This is a genomic window from Cellulomonas xiejunii, assembly GCF_024508315.1.
GTDB classification, from domain to species: domain Bacteria; phylum Actinomycetota; class Actinomycetes; order Actinomycetales; family Cellulomonadaceae; genus Cellulomonas; species Cellulomonas xiejunii.
Genome location: NZ_CP101987.1, coordinates 2,276,061 through 2,290,636, shown reverse-complemented (window position 1 = coordinate 2,290,636; position 14,576 = coordinate 2,276,061). Strand labels below are relative to the sequence as shown.

Annotated in this window: 11 protein-coding genes; 10 read left to right on the top strand and 1 reads right to left on the bottom strand. The window is 71.8% G+C overall.

What is annotated here, in order from left to right; genetic code table 11:
* The first annotated feature begins 31 nt into the window (after positions 1 to 31).
* Complete coding sequence (locus tag NP048_RS10445) at positions 32 to 424, top strand: universal stress protein (RefSeq protein WP_227575549.1); 393 nt, start codon at positions 32 to 34, stop codon at positions 422 to 424.
* Positions 425 to 760: 336 nt separating this feature from the next.
* Complete coding sequence (locus NP048_RS10440) at positions 761 to 2,239, top strand: RNA polymerase sigma factor (protein ID WP_227575548.1); 1,479 nt, start codon at positions 761 to 763, stop codon at positions 2,237 to 2,239.
* Between the two features lie 203 nt (positions 2,240 to 2,442).
* Here the strand turns inward: NP048_RS10440 and NP048_RS10435 are convergent, their stop codons facing one another.
* The gene (locus NP048_RS10435; RefSeq protein ID WP_227575547.1) at positions 2,443 to 2,667 is read right to left on the bottom strand and encodes a DUF7455 domain-containing protein; all 225 of its coding nucleotides are present in this window, start codon (positions 2,665 to 2,667) and stop codon (positions 2,443 to 2,445) included.
* A 232-nt stretch (positions 2,668 to 2,899) separates the two neighbouring features.
* Here NP048_RS10435 and NP048_RS10430 point away from each other — a divergent pair, with 232 nt between their 5' ends.
* From NP048_RS10430 to NP048_RS10395, 8 genes are all read left to right on the top strand, one after another.
* Entirely contained in the window at positions 2,900 to 5,041 is a 2,142-nt protein-coding gene (locus NP048_RS10430) for a DNA gyrase/topoisomerase IV subunit B (RefSeq protein ID WP_227575546.1), read from the top strand.
* A 79-nt stretch (positions 5,042 to 5,120) separates the two neighbouring features.
* A complete protein-coding gene (locus tag NP048_RS10425; RefSeq protein ID WP_227575545.1) occupies positions 5,121 to 6,146 on the top strand; it encodes a GNAT family N-acetyltransferase in 1,026 nt (341 codons plus the stop codon).
* 88 nt (positions 6,147 to 6,234) lie between these two features.
* Positions 6,235 to 7,032, top strand: a complete 798-nt coding sequence (locus tag NP048_RS10420; RefSeq protein ID WP_227575544.1) for an ABC transporter ATP-binding protein — start codon at positions 6,235 to 6,237, stop codon at positions 7,030 to 7,032.
* Positions 7,033 to 7,124: 92 nt separating this feature from the next.
* Positions 7,125 to 7,598: an NfeD family protein gene (locus NP048_RS10415; protein WP_227575543.1), complete on the top strand. Its 474-nt coding sequence runs from the start codon at positions 7,125 to 7,127 to the stop codon at positions 7,596 to 7,598.
* Positions 7,599 to 7,681: 83 nt separating this feature from the next.
* A complete protein-coding gene (locus NP048_RS10410) occupies positions 7,682 to 8,905 on the top strand; it encodes an SPFH domain-containing protein (RefSeq protein WP_227575542.1) in 1,224 nt (407 codons plus the stop codon).
* A gap of 184 nt (positions 8,906 to 9,089) precedes the next feature.
* Entirely contained in the window at positions 9,090 to 10,835 is a 1,746-nt protein-coding gene (locus NP048_RS10405) for an ABC transporter ATP-binding protein (RefSeq protein WP_227575541.1), read from the top strand.
* Positions 10,832 to 12,838, top strand: coding sequence for an ABC transporter ATP-binding protein (locus NP048_RS10400; RefSeq protein ID WP_372456774.1), 2,007 nt, complete (start codon positions 10,832 to 10,834; stop codon positions 12,836 to 12,838). Before NP048_RS10405 ends, NP048_RS10400 begins: the two co-directional genes overlap by 4 nt.
* A gap of 313 nt (positions 12,839 to 13,151) precedes the next feature.
* Complete coding sequence (locus NP048_RS10395) at positions 13,152 to 14,525, top strand: SLC13 family permease (RefSeq protein ID WP_372456773.1); 1,374 nt, start codon at positions 13,152 to 13,154, stop codon at positions 14,523 to 14,525.
* Positions 14,526 to 14,576: the final 51 nt, after the last annotated feature.

Sequence of the window (14,576 nt, the reverse complement as noted above, 5' to 3'; positions counted from 1 at the left end):
AGGCCGGACGGGGCCAGGAGGAGGAACGACGATGGGAATCGTGGTCGGCTACCTGGCGACCCCCGAGGGGCGAGCAGCGCTGGATGCGGCGGTCGAAGAGGCTCGGCGCCGGTCCGTCCGCGTCGTGGTGGTGGTCAGCGTGCGTCGGGACGAGACGCCGGAGCGGCGAGGAGAGGTCGAGCAGGCCCTCGCGCGCGTCGACGAGGAGCTCCAGGCGCACGGTGTCGAGCACGACGTCCGGCTGCTCGACGGAGGCGACGTCGCCGACGACCTCATCAGCACAGCCGAGGAGGTCGGGGCGCAGCTCGTCGTCCTCGGTCTGCGTCGGCGCAGCCCTGTGGGCAAGCTCATCCTCGGCTCGAACGCGCAGCGGGTGCTCTTCGACGCGCCGTGCCCCGTGCTCACGGTCAAGCCCGCAGGCTGACGCCTCGGCGCCGCCGGTCCGTCCTCGCCGGGCACACGCGCACGGCGTGTGCCTGCACACGTGCGGTACGCCGGGAGGACTGCGGGAATGCCCTCGCCCGGCGCTGTGTTGCACCGGTCGACCCCCGAGTTCGATGTCACGCGCCGATCCACGGCTCGCGCGACAACACGCGCGGCGCGCCCCCGCGGGTCGGTACAATATCTGTCTGTCTCCCGGTCCTTCGGACACTCCACGGTTCCGGTTGCCGCGCTGACGAAAGGTCGTTTCTTGACGTCCCAGACCCCCCACCCCGCACTCCCGCGTGAGTTCCAGCACCCTGCTCTGCAGGAGTTGGTCATGCGAGGACGGACCCACGGCAGCGTCGACAGCGCCTCGGTTCGCGCCGCCTGCGAGGCTGCCGGTGTCGAGGGCGCCAAGCGGCTGCGCGCCGTCGTGCGTGGTCTCGGCACGGCCGGTGTCGACGTGAACGACCTCGGCTCCGCCGGACGGGCCGTCGCGGCGACGAGCGCCAAGTCGCGGCCCGCGGCCAAGGCCACGGTCGTGGACGGTGCCGCCAAGCCGGCGCGTGCCACGACGAAGGCGGCGGCCGCCAAGACCGCGACCAAGTCGGCCACCACGAAGGCGGCGACCGCGAAGGCCGCGCCCGCGAAGGCGTCGAAGGCGGGCGACGACGTGACGGACGAGGACGTCGACGTCGACGTCGCCGAGCTGGAGGACGTCGAGGTCACCGACACGGTGGAGATCGAGACGGACGACGTCGTGGACGCCGCGGAGGACGACGGCGAGGAGACCCCGGCCAAGCCGGCGGTCGCGAAGAAGGAGGACGAGCCCGAGGACACGGGCTTCGTCTACTCCGACGCGGACGACGACGACGCGCCGGCGCAGCAGGTCGTCACGGCCGGCGCGACCGCGGACCCCGTCAAGGACTACCTCAAGCAGATCGGCAAGGTCGCGCTGCTGAACGCCGAGCAGGAGGTCGAGCTCGCCAAGCGCATCGAGGCCGGCCTGTTCGCCGACGAGAAGCTCGCGGAGATCCGCGACACGCTCGAGCCGAAGATGCGTCGCGAGCTGGAGTGGATCGCGCAGGACGGCCGCCGGGCCAAGAACCACCTCCTCGAGGCGAACCTGCGTCTGGTCGTCTCCCTCGCCAAGCGCTACACGGGCCGCGGCATGCTCTTCCTGGACCTCATCCAGGAGGGCAACCTCGGTCTGATCCGCGCGGTCGAGAAGTTCGACTACACCAAGGGCTACAAGTTCTCGACGTACGCCACGTGGTGGATCCGGCAGGCGATCACCCGCGCGATGGCCGACCAGGCCCGCACGATCCGCATCCCGGTGCACATGGTCGAGGTCATCAACAAGCTCGCGCGCGTCCAGCGCCAGATGCTCCAGGACCTGGGTCGCGAGCCCACGCCGGAGGAGCTGGCCAAGGAGCTCGACATGACGCCCGAGAAGGTCGTCGAGGTCCAGAAGTACGGCCGCGAGCCCATCTCGCTGCACACGCCCCTCGGTGAGGACGGCGACAGCGAGTTCGGTGACCTCATCGAGGACTCCGAGGCCGTCGTCCCCGCGGACGCCGTGAGCTTCACGCTGCTGCAGGAGCAGCTCCACCAGGTCCTCGACACGCTCTCCGAGCGCGAGGCCGGCGTGGTGTCCATGCGGTTCGGCCTCACCGACGGCCAGCCCAAGACGCTCGACGAGATCGGCAAGGTCTACGGCGTCACGCGTGAGCGCATCCGCCAGATCGAGTCCAAGACGATGTCGAAGCTGCGTCACCCGTCGCGTTCGCAGGTGCTGCGGGACTACCTCGACTGACGGTCACCCCGCACGTCCACGAGAGCCCGGCCCCACGGCCGGGCTCTCGTCGTTTGCCAACGGGCCGGCGAGGCCCGCACGCCCGGCGTGCTGGTCGAGCACATCGGTTCGTGGTGGCCGGCGCGGGATCTGCGCAGGCGCGCGCCACGACGAAGGCCCCGGACCGTGGTCCGGGGCCTTCGGGGTTCGTGGTGGTCCGCTCGTCAGCCTGCAGCGGCGCCGGGGCCCGCCCCGTGCTCGGCGAGCAGGCGGTCCGTCTCGTCCTGGACGTGCGTCGCGACGCTCGCGAACTTCGGTGCGTGCTCCCGTGCGTGGTGCGCGCAGAACAGCAGCTCACCGACCGGGAGCACGACGCGGACGTAGGCCTGGGCGTTGCAGCGGTCGCAGCGGTCGGCAGCCGTCAGCGGGGTCCTGGATTCCATCGTCATCCCTGTCACATCTCCATACAACCACCCGCTCCGCGGTTCCATGCCCTCAGGAACGGGTGGTTCGCTCTCTGCGTACAAGATCGTGACGCGTTGCCACGTGTTCGTGATCCCCGCGCAACGTGACGTGCGGCACGCACCCCCCGGTGCCCGCACGCGTGGCGGGGCGCGGAGTGGGCGTCCGCACGGCATGGCGAGGAGGGCCTCGTGGACGCGCGCGGTTACCATCGGCGCCGTGACGACGACCTCCGCTCAGGCCGGCTACACGGCCCGGCACCTCTCGGTCCTCGAGGGCCTCGAGGCGGTGCGCAAGCGACCCGGCATGTACATCGGGACGACCGACAGCCGCGGCCTCATGCACTGCCTGTGGGAGATCATCGACAACTCCGTCGACGAGGCCCTGGGTGGGCACGGCGACCGCATCGAAATCGTGCTGCACGCGGACTCCTCGGTGGAGGTGCGCGACAACGGGCGCGGCATCCCCGTGGACGTCGAGCCGAAGACCGGGCTCACGGGTGTCGAGGTCGTCCTGACCAAGCTGCACGCCGGTGGCAAGTTCGGCGGCGGCTCGTACGCAGCCTCCGGAGGCCTGCACGGCGTCGGCGCGTCCGTGGTGAACGCGCTGTCCGCACGCCTCGACGTGGAGGTCGACCGCGGGGGGCGCACCCACCGCATGACGTTCCACCGCGGTGAGCCCGGGGTGTTCGACGACCGGGCGGGCGTCAGCCCTGACTCGCCGTTCGAGCCCTTCGTGCAGGGCTCCGAGCTCGCGGTCGTAGGCAAGGTCGCCAAGGGCGTCAGCGGGACGCGCGTGCGGTACTGGGCCGACCGGCAGATCTTCCCCAAGAGCGCGGTCTTCTCGTACGACGAGCTCGTGACCCGCGCGCGGCAGACGAGCTTCCTCGTGCCGGGCCTGGCCATCACGCTGCGGGACGAGCGCCGTGTGCCCGGCACGCCCGGTGAGCACGGTCCGCACGAGGAGACGTTCCTGCACACGGGCGGCGTCGTCGACTTCGTCGACCACCTCTCGCCGGACCCGGCGGTCACCGACACGTGGACCCTGCAGGGGCAGGGGACGTTCACCGAGACCGTGCCCGTGCTCGACGACCGCGGGCACATGACCCCGCAGGAGGTCTCGCGCACGTGCGACGTCGACATCGCGGTGCGGTGGGGCACGGGGTACGCGACCGAGGTCCGCAGCTTCGTCAACATCATCGCGACGCCCAAGGGCGGCACGCACCTGGCCGGCTTCGAGGCGGCACTGCTCAAGACCGTGCGTGCCCAGGTCGCCGCCAACGCGCGGCGCCTGAAGATCTCGGTGAAGGACTCGTCGTCCGAGCGGGTCGAGAAGGAGGACGTGCTCGCGGGTCTCACGGCCGTGGTCACCGTGCGCCTGGCGGAGCCGCAGTTCGAGGGCCAGACGAAGGAGGTGCTCGGCACCGGACCGGTGCGGGGCATCGTCGCGCGCGTCGTCGAGCAGGAGCTCACGGCCGTGCTCACGTCCTCCAAGCGCGACCACAAGGCGCACTCCGCGCTCCTGCTCGACAAGGTCGTGGGGGAGATGCGCGCGCGGGTGTCCGCGCGCAAGCAGAAGGAGATCTCGCGCCGGAAGAACGCGCTCGAGTCGTCCTCCCTGCCCGCCAAGCTCGCGGACTGCCGCATCGACGACGTCGCGCGCAGCGAGCTGTTCATCGTCGAGGGCGACAGCGCGCTCGGTACCGCGAAGCTCGCCCGCAGCTCGGACTTCCAGGCGCTCCTGCCGATCCGCGGCAAGATCCTCAACGTCCAGAAGGCGTCCGTCGGCGACATGCTGAAGAACGCCGAGTGCGCCGCGATCATCCAGGTGGTCGGGGCCGGCTCGGGCCGCACCTTCGACCTCGAGGCCGCGCGCTACGGCAAGATCGTGCTGATGACGGACGCCGACGTCGACGGTGCCCACATCCGCACGCTGCTGCTGACGCTGTTCTTCCGGTACATGCGGCCGCTCGTCGAGGACGGGCGGGTGTACGCGGCGGTGCCCCCGCTGCACCGCATCGAGGTCATCGGGGCGGGCTCGCGCAAGAACGAGTACGTGTACACGTACTCGGAGGCGGAGCTGGCGAGCACGCTGAAGAAGCTCGACCGCGCCGGTAAGCGCTACAAGGACGACATCCAGCGCTACAAGGGCCTGGGGGAGATGGACGCCGACCAGCTGGCCGAGACGACCATGGACCCGCGGCACCGCACGCTGCGCCGGGTCCGCATCGGTGATGCCGAGGCGGCGGCCGCCCACGTCGAGAAGGTGTTCGAGCTGCTCATGGGGTCCGACGTGGCTCCCCGCAAGGACTTCATCGTCGCCAACGCGCACGCCCTGGACCAGTCGCGGATCGACGCCTGAGGGGCGCCGCGGCCCGCGTGTCGACGCGCGACGCACTATGCGGTGGACCGGTGTCCGGCGCCGCGTCAGGCTGGGCGCCATGACCGACTCGACCGTTCCCCTGGCCGTCCGAGCGGCCGCGCCCGTGTACGCCCCGCAGCCGGCTGCCGGGCTGGGTCTGACGTGGCGCGCTGTCGGCGCGGCCGACGCGGGCGGGCTCGCTGCGCTGCGGGCGCGGTGCCAGGAGGCCGACGGGCTCCCGTACCGCACGTCGGTCGAGGAGGTCGTCGCCGAGCTGGAGCCGGCCTGGCGCGACCTGGCGCTCGACACCCTCGCCGGGTACGACGGCGACGGGACCGTGCGTGCGTGGGCACAGGTGGACACCGCGCCCGGCGACGAGCGCGTCGTCCGCGCGTTCGTCGAGGGCGACGTCGACCCGGCCTGGCGGGGTCGAGGCATCGGGGCCGCGCTGGTGGCCTGGTCGCACGCCCGCGCGCGGCAGGTGCTCGCCGCCTCCGGCAAGGAGCTGCCCGCACGGATCGCCACGTACTGCGACGACTCGACCCCCGACGTGGCGCGCGTGTACCAGGCCGCGGGGTTCACCCCCGTCCGGTACTACACGCACATGCGGCGTCCGCTCGACGTGCCACTTCCCGACGTGCCGCAGATCGACGGACTGCGCGTCGTGCCGTGGTCCCCGGGGCTGGACGACCAGGTCCGTCTGACGCACAACGCCGTGTTCGCGGACCACTGGGGCTCCGAGCCGCGCACCCCCGAGCAGTGGCGCGCGGCGCGCGCGATGTTCGCACCGACGTGGTCGTTCGTGGCGCTCGACGGCGCCGACCAGGTCGTCGGGTACGCGGTCTCGGCGCGCTTCGAGCACGATTGGCCGGCGGCCGGCTACCCGTCCGGGTACACCGAGCTCCTCGGCGTGCGGCGGGAGTGGCGCGGCCGACGCGTCGCGGTCGCGCTGCTGGCGAACGTGATGCGTGCGTACGCGGCTGACGGGATGCGGTACGCCGAGCTCGAGGTCGACACCGACAACCCGTCGGGCGCCCACGGGATCTACGCAGGGCTGGGTTACGAGGTCGCCCACTCGTCGACCATGCTGACGATCGAGCTGTGAGCACCGGCACGCCGCGGGACTGTGAGATCGGGCGGGACGCGCTCGCTCCGGCACGTCGCGACGTCCGGGACGGTTAGGGTCTGTGGACATGACCGACGTGCTCGACCTGCAGGACGTGACGATCCGCCGGGGGGCGACGACGATCCTCGACTCCCTGACGTGGCGGGTCCAGGACTCGGAGCGCTGGGTGGTGCTCGGCCGCAACGGTGCCGGCAAGACGACCATGCTGCAGGTCGCGTCCGGCCGCATGCACCCGACGTCGGGGACGGCCACCCTGCTCGGCGCGCGCATGGGCGCCACGGACGTGTTCGAGCTGCGCTCGCGGATCGGCTTCGCCAGCGCGGCCCTGGCCGACCGGATCCCGTCGGGCGAGACCGTGCGGGACGTCGTGCTGACCGCCGCCTACGGCGTGACGGGACGCTGGCGCGAGGCGTACGAGACCGTCGACGAGGTGCGGGCGACGGACCTGCTCCGGGCGTTCGGCGTCGACCACCTCGCGGAGCGCTGGTTCGGCACCCTGTCCGAGGGGGAGCGCAAGCGGGTGCAGATCGCCCGCTCGCTCATGAGCGACCCCGAGCTGCTGCTCCTCGACGAGCCGGCGGCGGGCCTCGACCTCGGGGGGCGCGAGGAGCTCGTCGGGGCGCTGGCCGAGCTCGCGCACGACCGACGTTCTCCGGCGCTCGTGCTGGTGACGCACCACGTCGAGGAGATCCCCCCGGGCTTCACGCACCTGCTCCTGCTGCGCGCGGGACGGGTGTTCGCCGCGGGTCCGATCGTCGAGACCCTGACCGCCGAGAACCTGTCCGGCGCGTTCGACCTGCCCCTGGGCCTGGACCACGTCGACGGCCGGTGGGCAGCGCACGCCACCGGGCGGTCCCCGGCCTGATCGTGGCCGTACCGTGATGCGTCGGCCACAGGTTCGCAAAGCGATCACATAGGATCGGTCCACGGACGACGACGACTGCGGAGGTGGCGGCCATGGGATGGCTCTGGTGGGTCGGGGGAGCCCTGACGCTCGGCATCCTGGAGATGCTCTCACTGGATCTCGTGCTCGTCATGTTCGCGGGCGGGGCCCTCGCGGGAGGGTTGGCCTACGCGCTCGGCGCGCCCGTCGCGGTGCAGATCCTCGTCGCAGCGGTCACCTCGATCGTCCTGCTCGTGGCGTTGCGCCCCTGGCTGCTGCGCCACCTCAAGGGCCGCGTCGACCTGCCGGAGACGAACGCCGCGGCGCTCGTCGGGCGACCCGCGACGGTCGTCTCCACCGTCGACGGCACGACCGGGCGGGTGAAGCTCGTCGGTGAGGTGTGGACCGCGCGCACCGCGGACGGCGGCTCGTTGCCGCCGGGTACGGCGGTGACCGTGACGAAGATCGACGGCGCGACCGCCGTGGTCAGCCCCGCGGTGGCCACCGCCCCGGGTGACACCGCGGCCCCCGGCGTCGCGCCCGCCTGACGGCGAGCCGACCGAGACACCGACCCGGGCTCCCGGGTCACCGTGGCCGTCCCGGTACGGGCGGCAGAACCTGCGGAGGTCCCATGAACGACGGCCCCGAAGCCGGCCAGATCGCCTTGATCGCCGTCCTCGTCCTGGTCCTGATCTTCGTCGTCGTCGCGCTGGCGCGCGCGGTGCGGATCGTGCCGCAGGCGGTGGCGATCATCGTGGAGCGGCTGGGACGGTACAACAAGACGCTCGACGCCGGTCTGCACCTGCTGATCCCGTTCGTGGACCGCGTGCGAGCGAGCGTCGACCTGCGGGAGCAGGTCGTGTCGTTCCCGCCGCAGCCGGTCATCACGTCCGACAACCTCGTGGTGAGCATCGACACCGTCATCTACTTCCAGGTGACGTCGCCGAAGGACGCGGTCTACGAGATCGCGAACTACATCACCGGTATCGAGCAGCTGACGGTCACGACGCTGCGTAACGTCATCGGGTCCATGGACCTCGAGCAGACCCTGACGAGCCGCGACCAGATCAACGGCCAGCTGCGCGGTGTGCTCGACGAGGCGACCGGCAAGTGGGGCATCCGCGTGAACCGCGTCGAGCTCAAGGCGATCGACCCGCCCGCCTCGGTGCAGGGCTCGATGGAGCAGCAGATGCGTGCCGAGCGTGACCGGCGCGCCGCGATCCTCACGGCCGAGGGCGTCAAGCAGTCCGCGATCCTCACCGCCGAGGGCGAGAAGCAGTCGGCGATCCTGCGGGCCGAGGGTGAGGCGCAGTCCGCCATCCTGCGGGCCGAGGGTGAGGCCCGCGCGATCCTGCAGGTCTTCGACGCGGTGCACCGCGGCGACGCCGACCCCAAGCTGCTCGCGTACCAGTACCTGCAGACCCTGCCGAAGATCGCCGCGAGCCCGTCGAACAAGATGTGGTTCCTGCCCGCCGAGCTCAGCGGCGCCCTGGGGTGGCTCTCGAAGGGCTTCCAGGGTGGCTCCGGCGACGACGGCGACTACCCGACGCGTCCCGCGGGGAGCTCGCCCATCGCCGACGGCGACCTGCCGCCCGTGTCGCTGACGGACCCGAGCGAGGCACTGGCCGAGGCGCGACGCGAGTCGGCGGCGGCCACGGCGGACGCGACGAGCGCGGGCACGCTCTCGGGGGTGCCCTTCGACCCGTCGGCCGAACGGGGTCAGCGACCCGGTGCGGGTCCGGCGGCGCCGCAGCAGCCGACGTACGGGTCGCCGACCGCGACGCCGCGGCCCGACCCGCAGCAGGACGTCCCGCCGCGCGACGACCCCCGTCCGCCGGCACAGCCGACGCCCTGACGCTCGTCCGCTCGCCCGACGCCGGCGCCCCCACGGGGTGCCGGCGTCGGCCTGTCCGCCCTGCGCGGAATGGTGGTGCCCACCGGCCTCAGGCGCGGCATCGTGTACCTGCCGCAGTCCGGCTCCTCGGGGGCCGGGCGCGTCGTCCACCGGCGGATCCCGCCGCCACGGAAGGGCCCTGACCATGCTGGTACGTCTGCTCCGGGAGCATCTGCGCCCCTACCGGGGTGCCGTCGTCGCCGTGCTCGCGCTGCAGCTCGTGCAGGTGATCGCGACGCTGTGGCTGCCGAGCCTCAACGCCGACATCATCGACGACGGGGTCGCGCAGGGTGACACGGCGACCATCTGGCGGCTGGGCGTGGTCATGCTGGGGGTCAGCCTGGTGCAGGTCGCCGCGTCGATCGCGGCGGTCTGGTACGGCGCTCGTGCCGCGATGTCGTTCGGTCGCGACGTCCGTGCCCGCGTGTTCGCGCAGGTCCAGTCCTACTCCCAGCAGGAGATGGGCCGGTTCGGCGCGCCGACGCTGATCACCCGCACGACGAACGACGTCCAGCAGGTGCAGATGGTCGTGTTCATGACGTTCGTGTTCCTCGTCATGGCCCCGCTCATGCTCATCGGCGGCGTGGTGATGTCGTTGCGCGAGGACGTCGGGCTCTCGGGCCTGCTGCTCGTGGTGGTGCCGGTGCTGGCAGTGGTCATCGGGCTGATCGTGTCCCGCATGGTGCCGTGGTTCCGGCAGATGCAGAAGCGCATCGACGCGGTCAACCGGGTCATGCGCGAGCAGCTGTCCGGCGTTCGCGTCATCCGGGCGTTCGTGCGCGAGCGCCAGGAGCAGGCGCGGTTCGAGGTCGCCAACACCGACCTGTACATCGCCTCGCTGCGAGCGGGCCTGCTGTTCGCCCTGATGTTCCCCGTCGTGATGCTGGTGATGAACCTCTCGAGCATCTCGGTCGTGTGGTTCGGCGCGCAGCGGGTGGACTCCGGTGAGATGCAGATCGGGTCGCTGATCGCCTTCCTCAGCTACATCATGTTCGTCCTCATGGCCGTGATGATGAGCTCGATGATGGTCGTCATGGTGCCGCGGGCCATGGTGTCGGCCGACCGCATCGGCGAGGTGCTGGACACCTCCACCACGGTCCGGGCACCCGACCGGCCCGTCGCGTTCCCGACGGGCGCGGACGCGCGTCCGGGGCTGCTCGAGCTGCGTGACGTCGAGTTCCGCTACCCGGGGGCGGAGGACGCGGTGCTGCGGGACGTGTCGTTCGTCGCCGAGCCCGGCCGGACGACCGCGATCATCGGCTCGACGGGCTCCGGGAAGACGACGCTGCTGCACCTCGTGCCGCGGCTCTACGACGTCACCGGCGGGCGCGTCCTCGTCGACGGCGTGGACGTGCGGGACGCCGACCCGGCCGAGCTCGGTGCCCGGATCGGGTTTGTGCCGCAGCGGCCGTACCTGTTCACCGGGACGGTGCGCAGCAACCTGCAGTTCGGCAGGCCCGACGCGGACGACGCCGAGCTGTGGCACGCGCTCGAGGTGGCCCAGGCGCGCGACTTCGTCGAGGAGCTCCCCGAAGGGCTGGACGCACCGGTGGCACAGGGCGGGACCAACCTGTCCGGCGGCCAGCGCCAGCGGCTCGCGATCGCGCGCGCGCTCGTCCGACGCCCGAGCATCTACCTCTTCGACGACTCCTTCTCCGCGCTCGACTACGCGACGGACGCGGCACTGCGGGCCGCCCTGGCGCCCGAGACGCGGGACGCCACCGTCCTCGTCGTCGCGCAACGCGTCGCGACCATCCGGTTCGCCGACCGGATCCTCGTCCTCGACGAGGGCCGTGTCGTCGGGGACGGCACGCACGACGAGCTCCTCGCCTCGAACGAGACGTACCAGGAGATCGTGTACTCCCAGCTGAGCGCGCAGGAGGCGGCATGAGCGGCACGGCGAAGGAACCGCGCGCCGGCGGCACGGCACCCCCGGGTCCGCCCCCGGGCGGTCCGCGCGGCGGTCACATGGGCCCGGGGCTCGGGATGCCCGGGCAGAAGTCGATGGACTTCCGCGGTTCGCTGCGTCGCCTGCTCACCGTGCTGCGCCCGGAGCGCGCACGGCTCCTCGCGGTCCTGGTCCTGGGGGCGCTGTCCGTCGCCGCGGCGGTCGCCGGTCCCAAGCTCCTCGGCAACGCGACCGACGTGCTGTTCGAGGGCGTCGTCTCGCGCCAGCTCGGGCAGGTCGTGCCGGCCGGGGCGTCGCAGTCGCAGGCCGTCGAGGCGCTGCGGGCCGCCGGGCAGGAGCAGCTCGCCGACCTCGTCAGCGGCATGGCGCAGCTGACCGTCGGGTCCGGCGTCGACTTCCAGCGGCTCGGCTCGATCCTGCTGGTCGTCCTGGCCGTGTACGTCGCGGCGTTCCTCTTCTCCTGGCTCCAGGGCCGCCTGACCGCACGCGCGGTGCAGAACACCGTCCGCCGGATGCGTTCGCAGGTCGAGGAGAAGCTCGCGCGCGTCCCCCTGTCGTACTTCGACCAGCAGCCGCGTGGCGAGCTGCTCTCCCGCGTGACCAACGACATCGACAACGTCGCCCAGACGGTGCAGCAGACCCTGTCGCAGCTCGTGACGTCGGTGCTCACGGTCGTGGGGGTCCTGGCGATGATGTTCTGGATCTCCCCGCTGCTGGCGGTCGTCGCCCTGGTCACCGTCCCGTTGTCCGTCGTGATCGCCGCGGCCATCGCCAAGCGCTCGCAGCCGCAGTTCGTCGAGCAGTGGGCCTGGACCGGCAAGCTCAACGCGCACATCGAGGAGATGTTCACCGGCCACGCGCTCGTGACCGTCTTCGGGCGTCAGGAGGAGGCCGCCGCGACGTTCGCCGAGCGCAACGAGCGGCTCTACGAGTCGTCGTTCCGGGCGCAGTTCATCTCCGGGATCATCCAGCCGGCCCTCGGGTTCGTCGCGAACCTCAACTACCTCGTGGTCGCGGTGGTCGGCGGCCTGCGGGTCGCGTCGGGCACGATGACGCTCGGTGACGTCCAGGCGTTCATCCAGTACTCACGGCAGTTCACGCAGCCGATCACGCAGATCGCCTCCATGGCGAACCTGCTGCAGTCGGGCGTCGCGTCGGCGGAGCGTGTCTTCGAGCTCCTCGACGCGGACGAGCAGTCCCCGGACCCCGCGCAGCCGGTCACGCTGCCGCCGCGCGTGCGGGGACGGGTCGCGTTCGAGGACGTGTCGTTCCGCTACGAGCACGACACCCCGCTGATCGAGCACCTGTCGGTCGTCGCCGAGCCCGGCCAGACCGTCGCGATCGTCGGGCCGACCGGTGCGGGCAAGACCACGCTCGTCAACCTCGTGATGCGGTTCTACGAGGTCGACGGCGGCCGGATCACGCTCGACGGCGTCGACACCCGGGACCTCACGCGCGACGCGCTGCGCTCCCAGGTGGGCATGGTCCTGCAGGACACCTGGCTGTACCAGGGGACCATCGCGGAGAACATCGCCTACGGCGTCGACGACGCGACGCACGTCCAGATCGTCGAGGCCGCCGTCGCCACGCACGTCGACCGCTTCGTACGGACGCTGCCCGAGGGGTACGAGACCGTCCTCGACGACGAGGGCGGTGCGGTGTCGGCGGGCGAGAAGCAGCTGCTGACGATCGCGCGCGCGTTCCTCGCCGACCCGGCGATCCTCATCCTCGACGAGGCGACGTCGTCCGTGGACACGCGCACCGAGGTGCTCGTGCAGCACGCGATGAACGCCCTGCGCGTGGGACGCACGTCGTTCGTCATCGCGCACCGCCTGTCGACGATCCGCGACGCGGACGTCATCCTCGTGATGGAGCACGGGCAGATCGTCGAGAAGGGCAGCCACGGCGAGCTCCTCGCTGCCGGTGGCGCCTACGCGCGGCTCTACGAGAGCCAGTTCGCCGCGGCGGTGGCCCCCGTCGACTGACGCGGCACGCGTGGCTGGTGGTCGACGGTCGCTCGGATCGACGGTCGGTGAGGCGCGTCACTGGTGACCCGAAGGTCCCACGGGGGCCCGCCGGCCACGACGTAGCGTCGAGTGGGACGACGTACCCGCCACGTGACGAGAGGGTCGACCCATCAGCTCCACCGCAGCCCCGGCACCCACGCACCCCTCACAGGGACGGAACCGTGGGAGCGGGCCCCCGCGTGCGGAGCGGCTGCGCCGCCCGAGCCGCCCGACCGTCGGCCTGGTCGTCGGTCCGCTGCTCGCGGCGCTCGTCGCCTGGGTGGTCCCCGACATGCCGCCCGAGGCCGCCGGTGCGCCCGCGTACGCCGGGGCGGTGACCGCAGCGACGCTCGTCCTCATGGGCGTGTGGTGGATGACCGAGGCGCTGCCGCTGGCCGTGACCGCGCTGCTGCCGCTGGTCGTGATGCCGGTCGCCGGCGTCGCGCCCGTGGCGGACGTCGCGGCGCCCTACGCCAACAAGGTGATCTTCCTGTTCCTCGGCGGGTTCGTCCTCGCCATCGCGCTGCAACGCTGGGACGTCCACCTGCGCATCGCGCTGGGGGTGGTGCGCCTGGTCGGGACCGCGCCGCGTCGTCTGGTCCTGGGGATGATGGTGGCGACCGCGCTGCTGAGCATGTGGGTCTCCAACACCGCGACCGCCGTGATGATGCTGCCCATCGGCGTGTCGGTGCTCGCGCTGCTCGGACGTGAGCGCGGCGGCGTCGACGCTCGGCTCTCCGCCGCGCTGATGCTCGGCATCGCGTACGCCGCCACGATCGGGTCGTTCGGCACCATCATCGCCAGCCCGCCCAACGCGCTGCTCGTCGGGTACATGTCCGAGACGTACGGCATCGAGATCTCCTTCGGCCAGTGGATGGCCGTGGGGCTGCCGCTGTCGGTGGTGTTCCTGCTGATCGCGTGGCTGGTCCTGACCCGCCTGGTCTTCCGCATCGACCCGGAGCCCCTGTGCGACGACGACTCCGTGGTCAGGACGGAGCTCGCCAGGCTCGGACCGATGGGCCACCCGCAGCGGCGCGTCGTCGTGGTCTTCGCGCTCGCGGCGCTCTCGTGGATCGCCCTGCCGCTGATCTGGCGCGGCACCCCGGTGACGGACGAGGTGGTCGCGATCCTCGTCGCCGTCCTGCTGTTCCTGCTGCCGTCGGGCGCGGACTGCGGCGGCCGGCTGCTCGACTGGTCGGACACGCGCGAGCTGCCGTGGGGCATCCTGCTGCTGTTCGGCGGAGGGCTGGCACTCGCGTCGCAGATCACGTCCTCGGGCCTGTCGCAGTGGATCGGTGAGCGGGCGAAGGGCCTGGACGGTCTGCCGACCGTCCTGGTCATCGCGGTGGTCTGCCTGCTGACGGTCGCGATGACGGAGTTCATGTCGAACACCGCGACCGCCGCGACCCTGCTGCCCATCATGAGCACGGTCGGAGCGGCCCTCGGCTACGGCCCGCTGCTGCTCGCGGTGCCGGTCGCCCTGGCGGCGGGTTGCACGTTCATGATGCCGGCGGCCACGCCGCCCAACGCCATCGCGTACTCGTCGGGGTACGTGCGGGTACCCGACATGATCCGGGCGGGGGCGCCCCTGAGCGTGGCGTCCGTGCTGCTGGTGACGATCACGGTCACGACCCTCGCATCGTGGGTGCTGGGGATCCCCGCCTGAGGATGAGAGTCTGTGCATCGGTGCGACGACGCCCCTGCTGTGGCTCGGTCG

Excerpts from the sequence above, each read along its gene's own strand:
- NP048_RS10445 (WP_227575549.1), top strand. The coding sequence starts at position 32 with ATGGGAATCGTGGTCGGCTACCTGGCGACCCCCGAGGGGCGAGCAGCG.
- NP048_RS10415 (WP_227575543.1), top strand. The coding sequence starts at position 7,125 with ATGGGATGGCTCTGGTGGGTCGGGGGAGCCCTGACGCTCGGCATCCTG.
- NP048_RS10420 (WP_227575544.1), top strand. The coding sequence starts at position 6,235 with ATGACCGACGTGCTCGACCTGCAGGACGTGACGATCCGCCGGGGGGCG.
- NP048_RS10425 (WP_227575545.1), top strand. The coding sequence starts at position 5,121 with ATGACCGACTCGACCGTTCCCCTGGCCGTCCGAGCGGCCGCGCCCGTG.
- NP048_RS10400 (WP_372456774.1), top strand. The coding sequence starts at position 10,832 with ATGAGCGGCACGGCGAAGGAACCGCGCGCCGGCGGCACGGCACCCCCG.
- NP048_RS10395 (WP_372456773.1), top strand. The coding sequence starts at position 13,152 with ATGCCGCCCGAGGCCGCCGGTGCGCCCGCGTACGCCGGGGCGGTGACC.
- NP048_RS10440 (WP_227575548.1), top strand. The coding sequence starts at position 761 with ATGCGAGGACGGACCCACGGCAGCGTCGACAGCGCCTCGGTTCGCGCC.
- NP048_RS10410 (WP_227575542.1), top strand. The coding sequence starts at position 7,682 with ATGAACGACGGCCCCGAAGCCGGCCAGATCGCCTTGATCGCCGTCCTC.
- NP048_RS10435 (WP_227575547.1), bottom strand. The coding sequence starts at position 2,667 with ATGACGATGGAATCCAGGACCCCGCTGACGGCTGCCGACCGCTGCGAC.
- NP048_RS10405 (WP_227575541.1), top strand. The coding sequence starts at position 9,090 with ATGCTGGTACGTCTGCTCCGGGAGCATCTGCGCCCCTACCGGGGTGCC.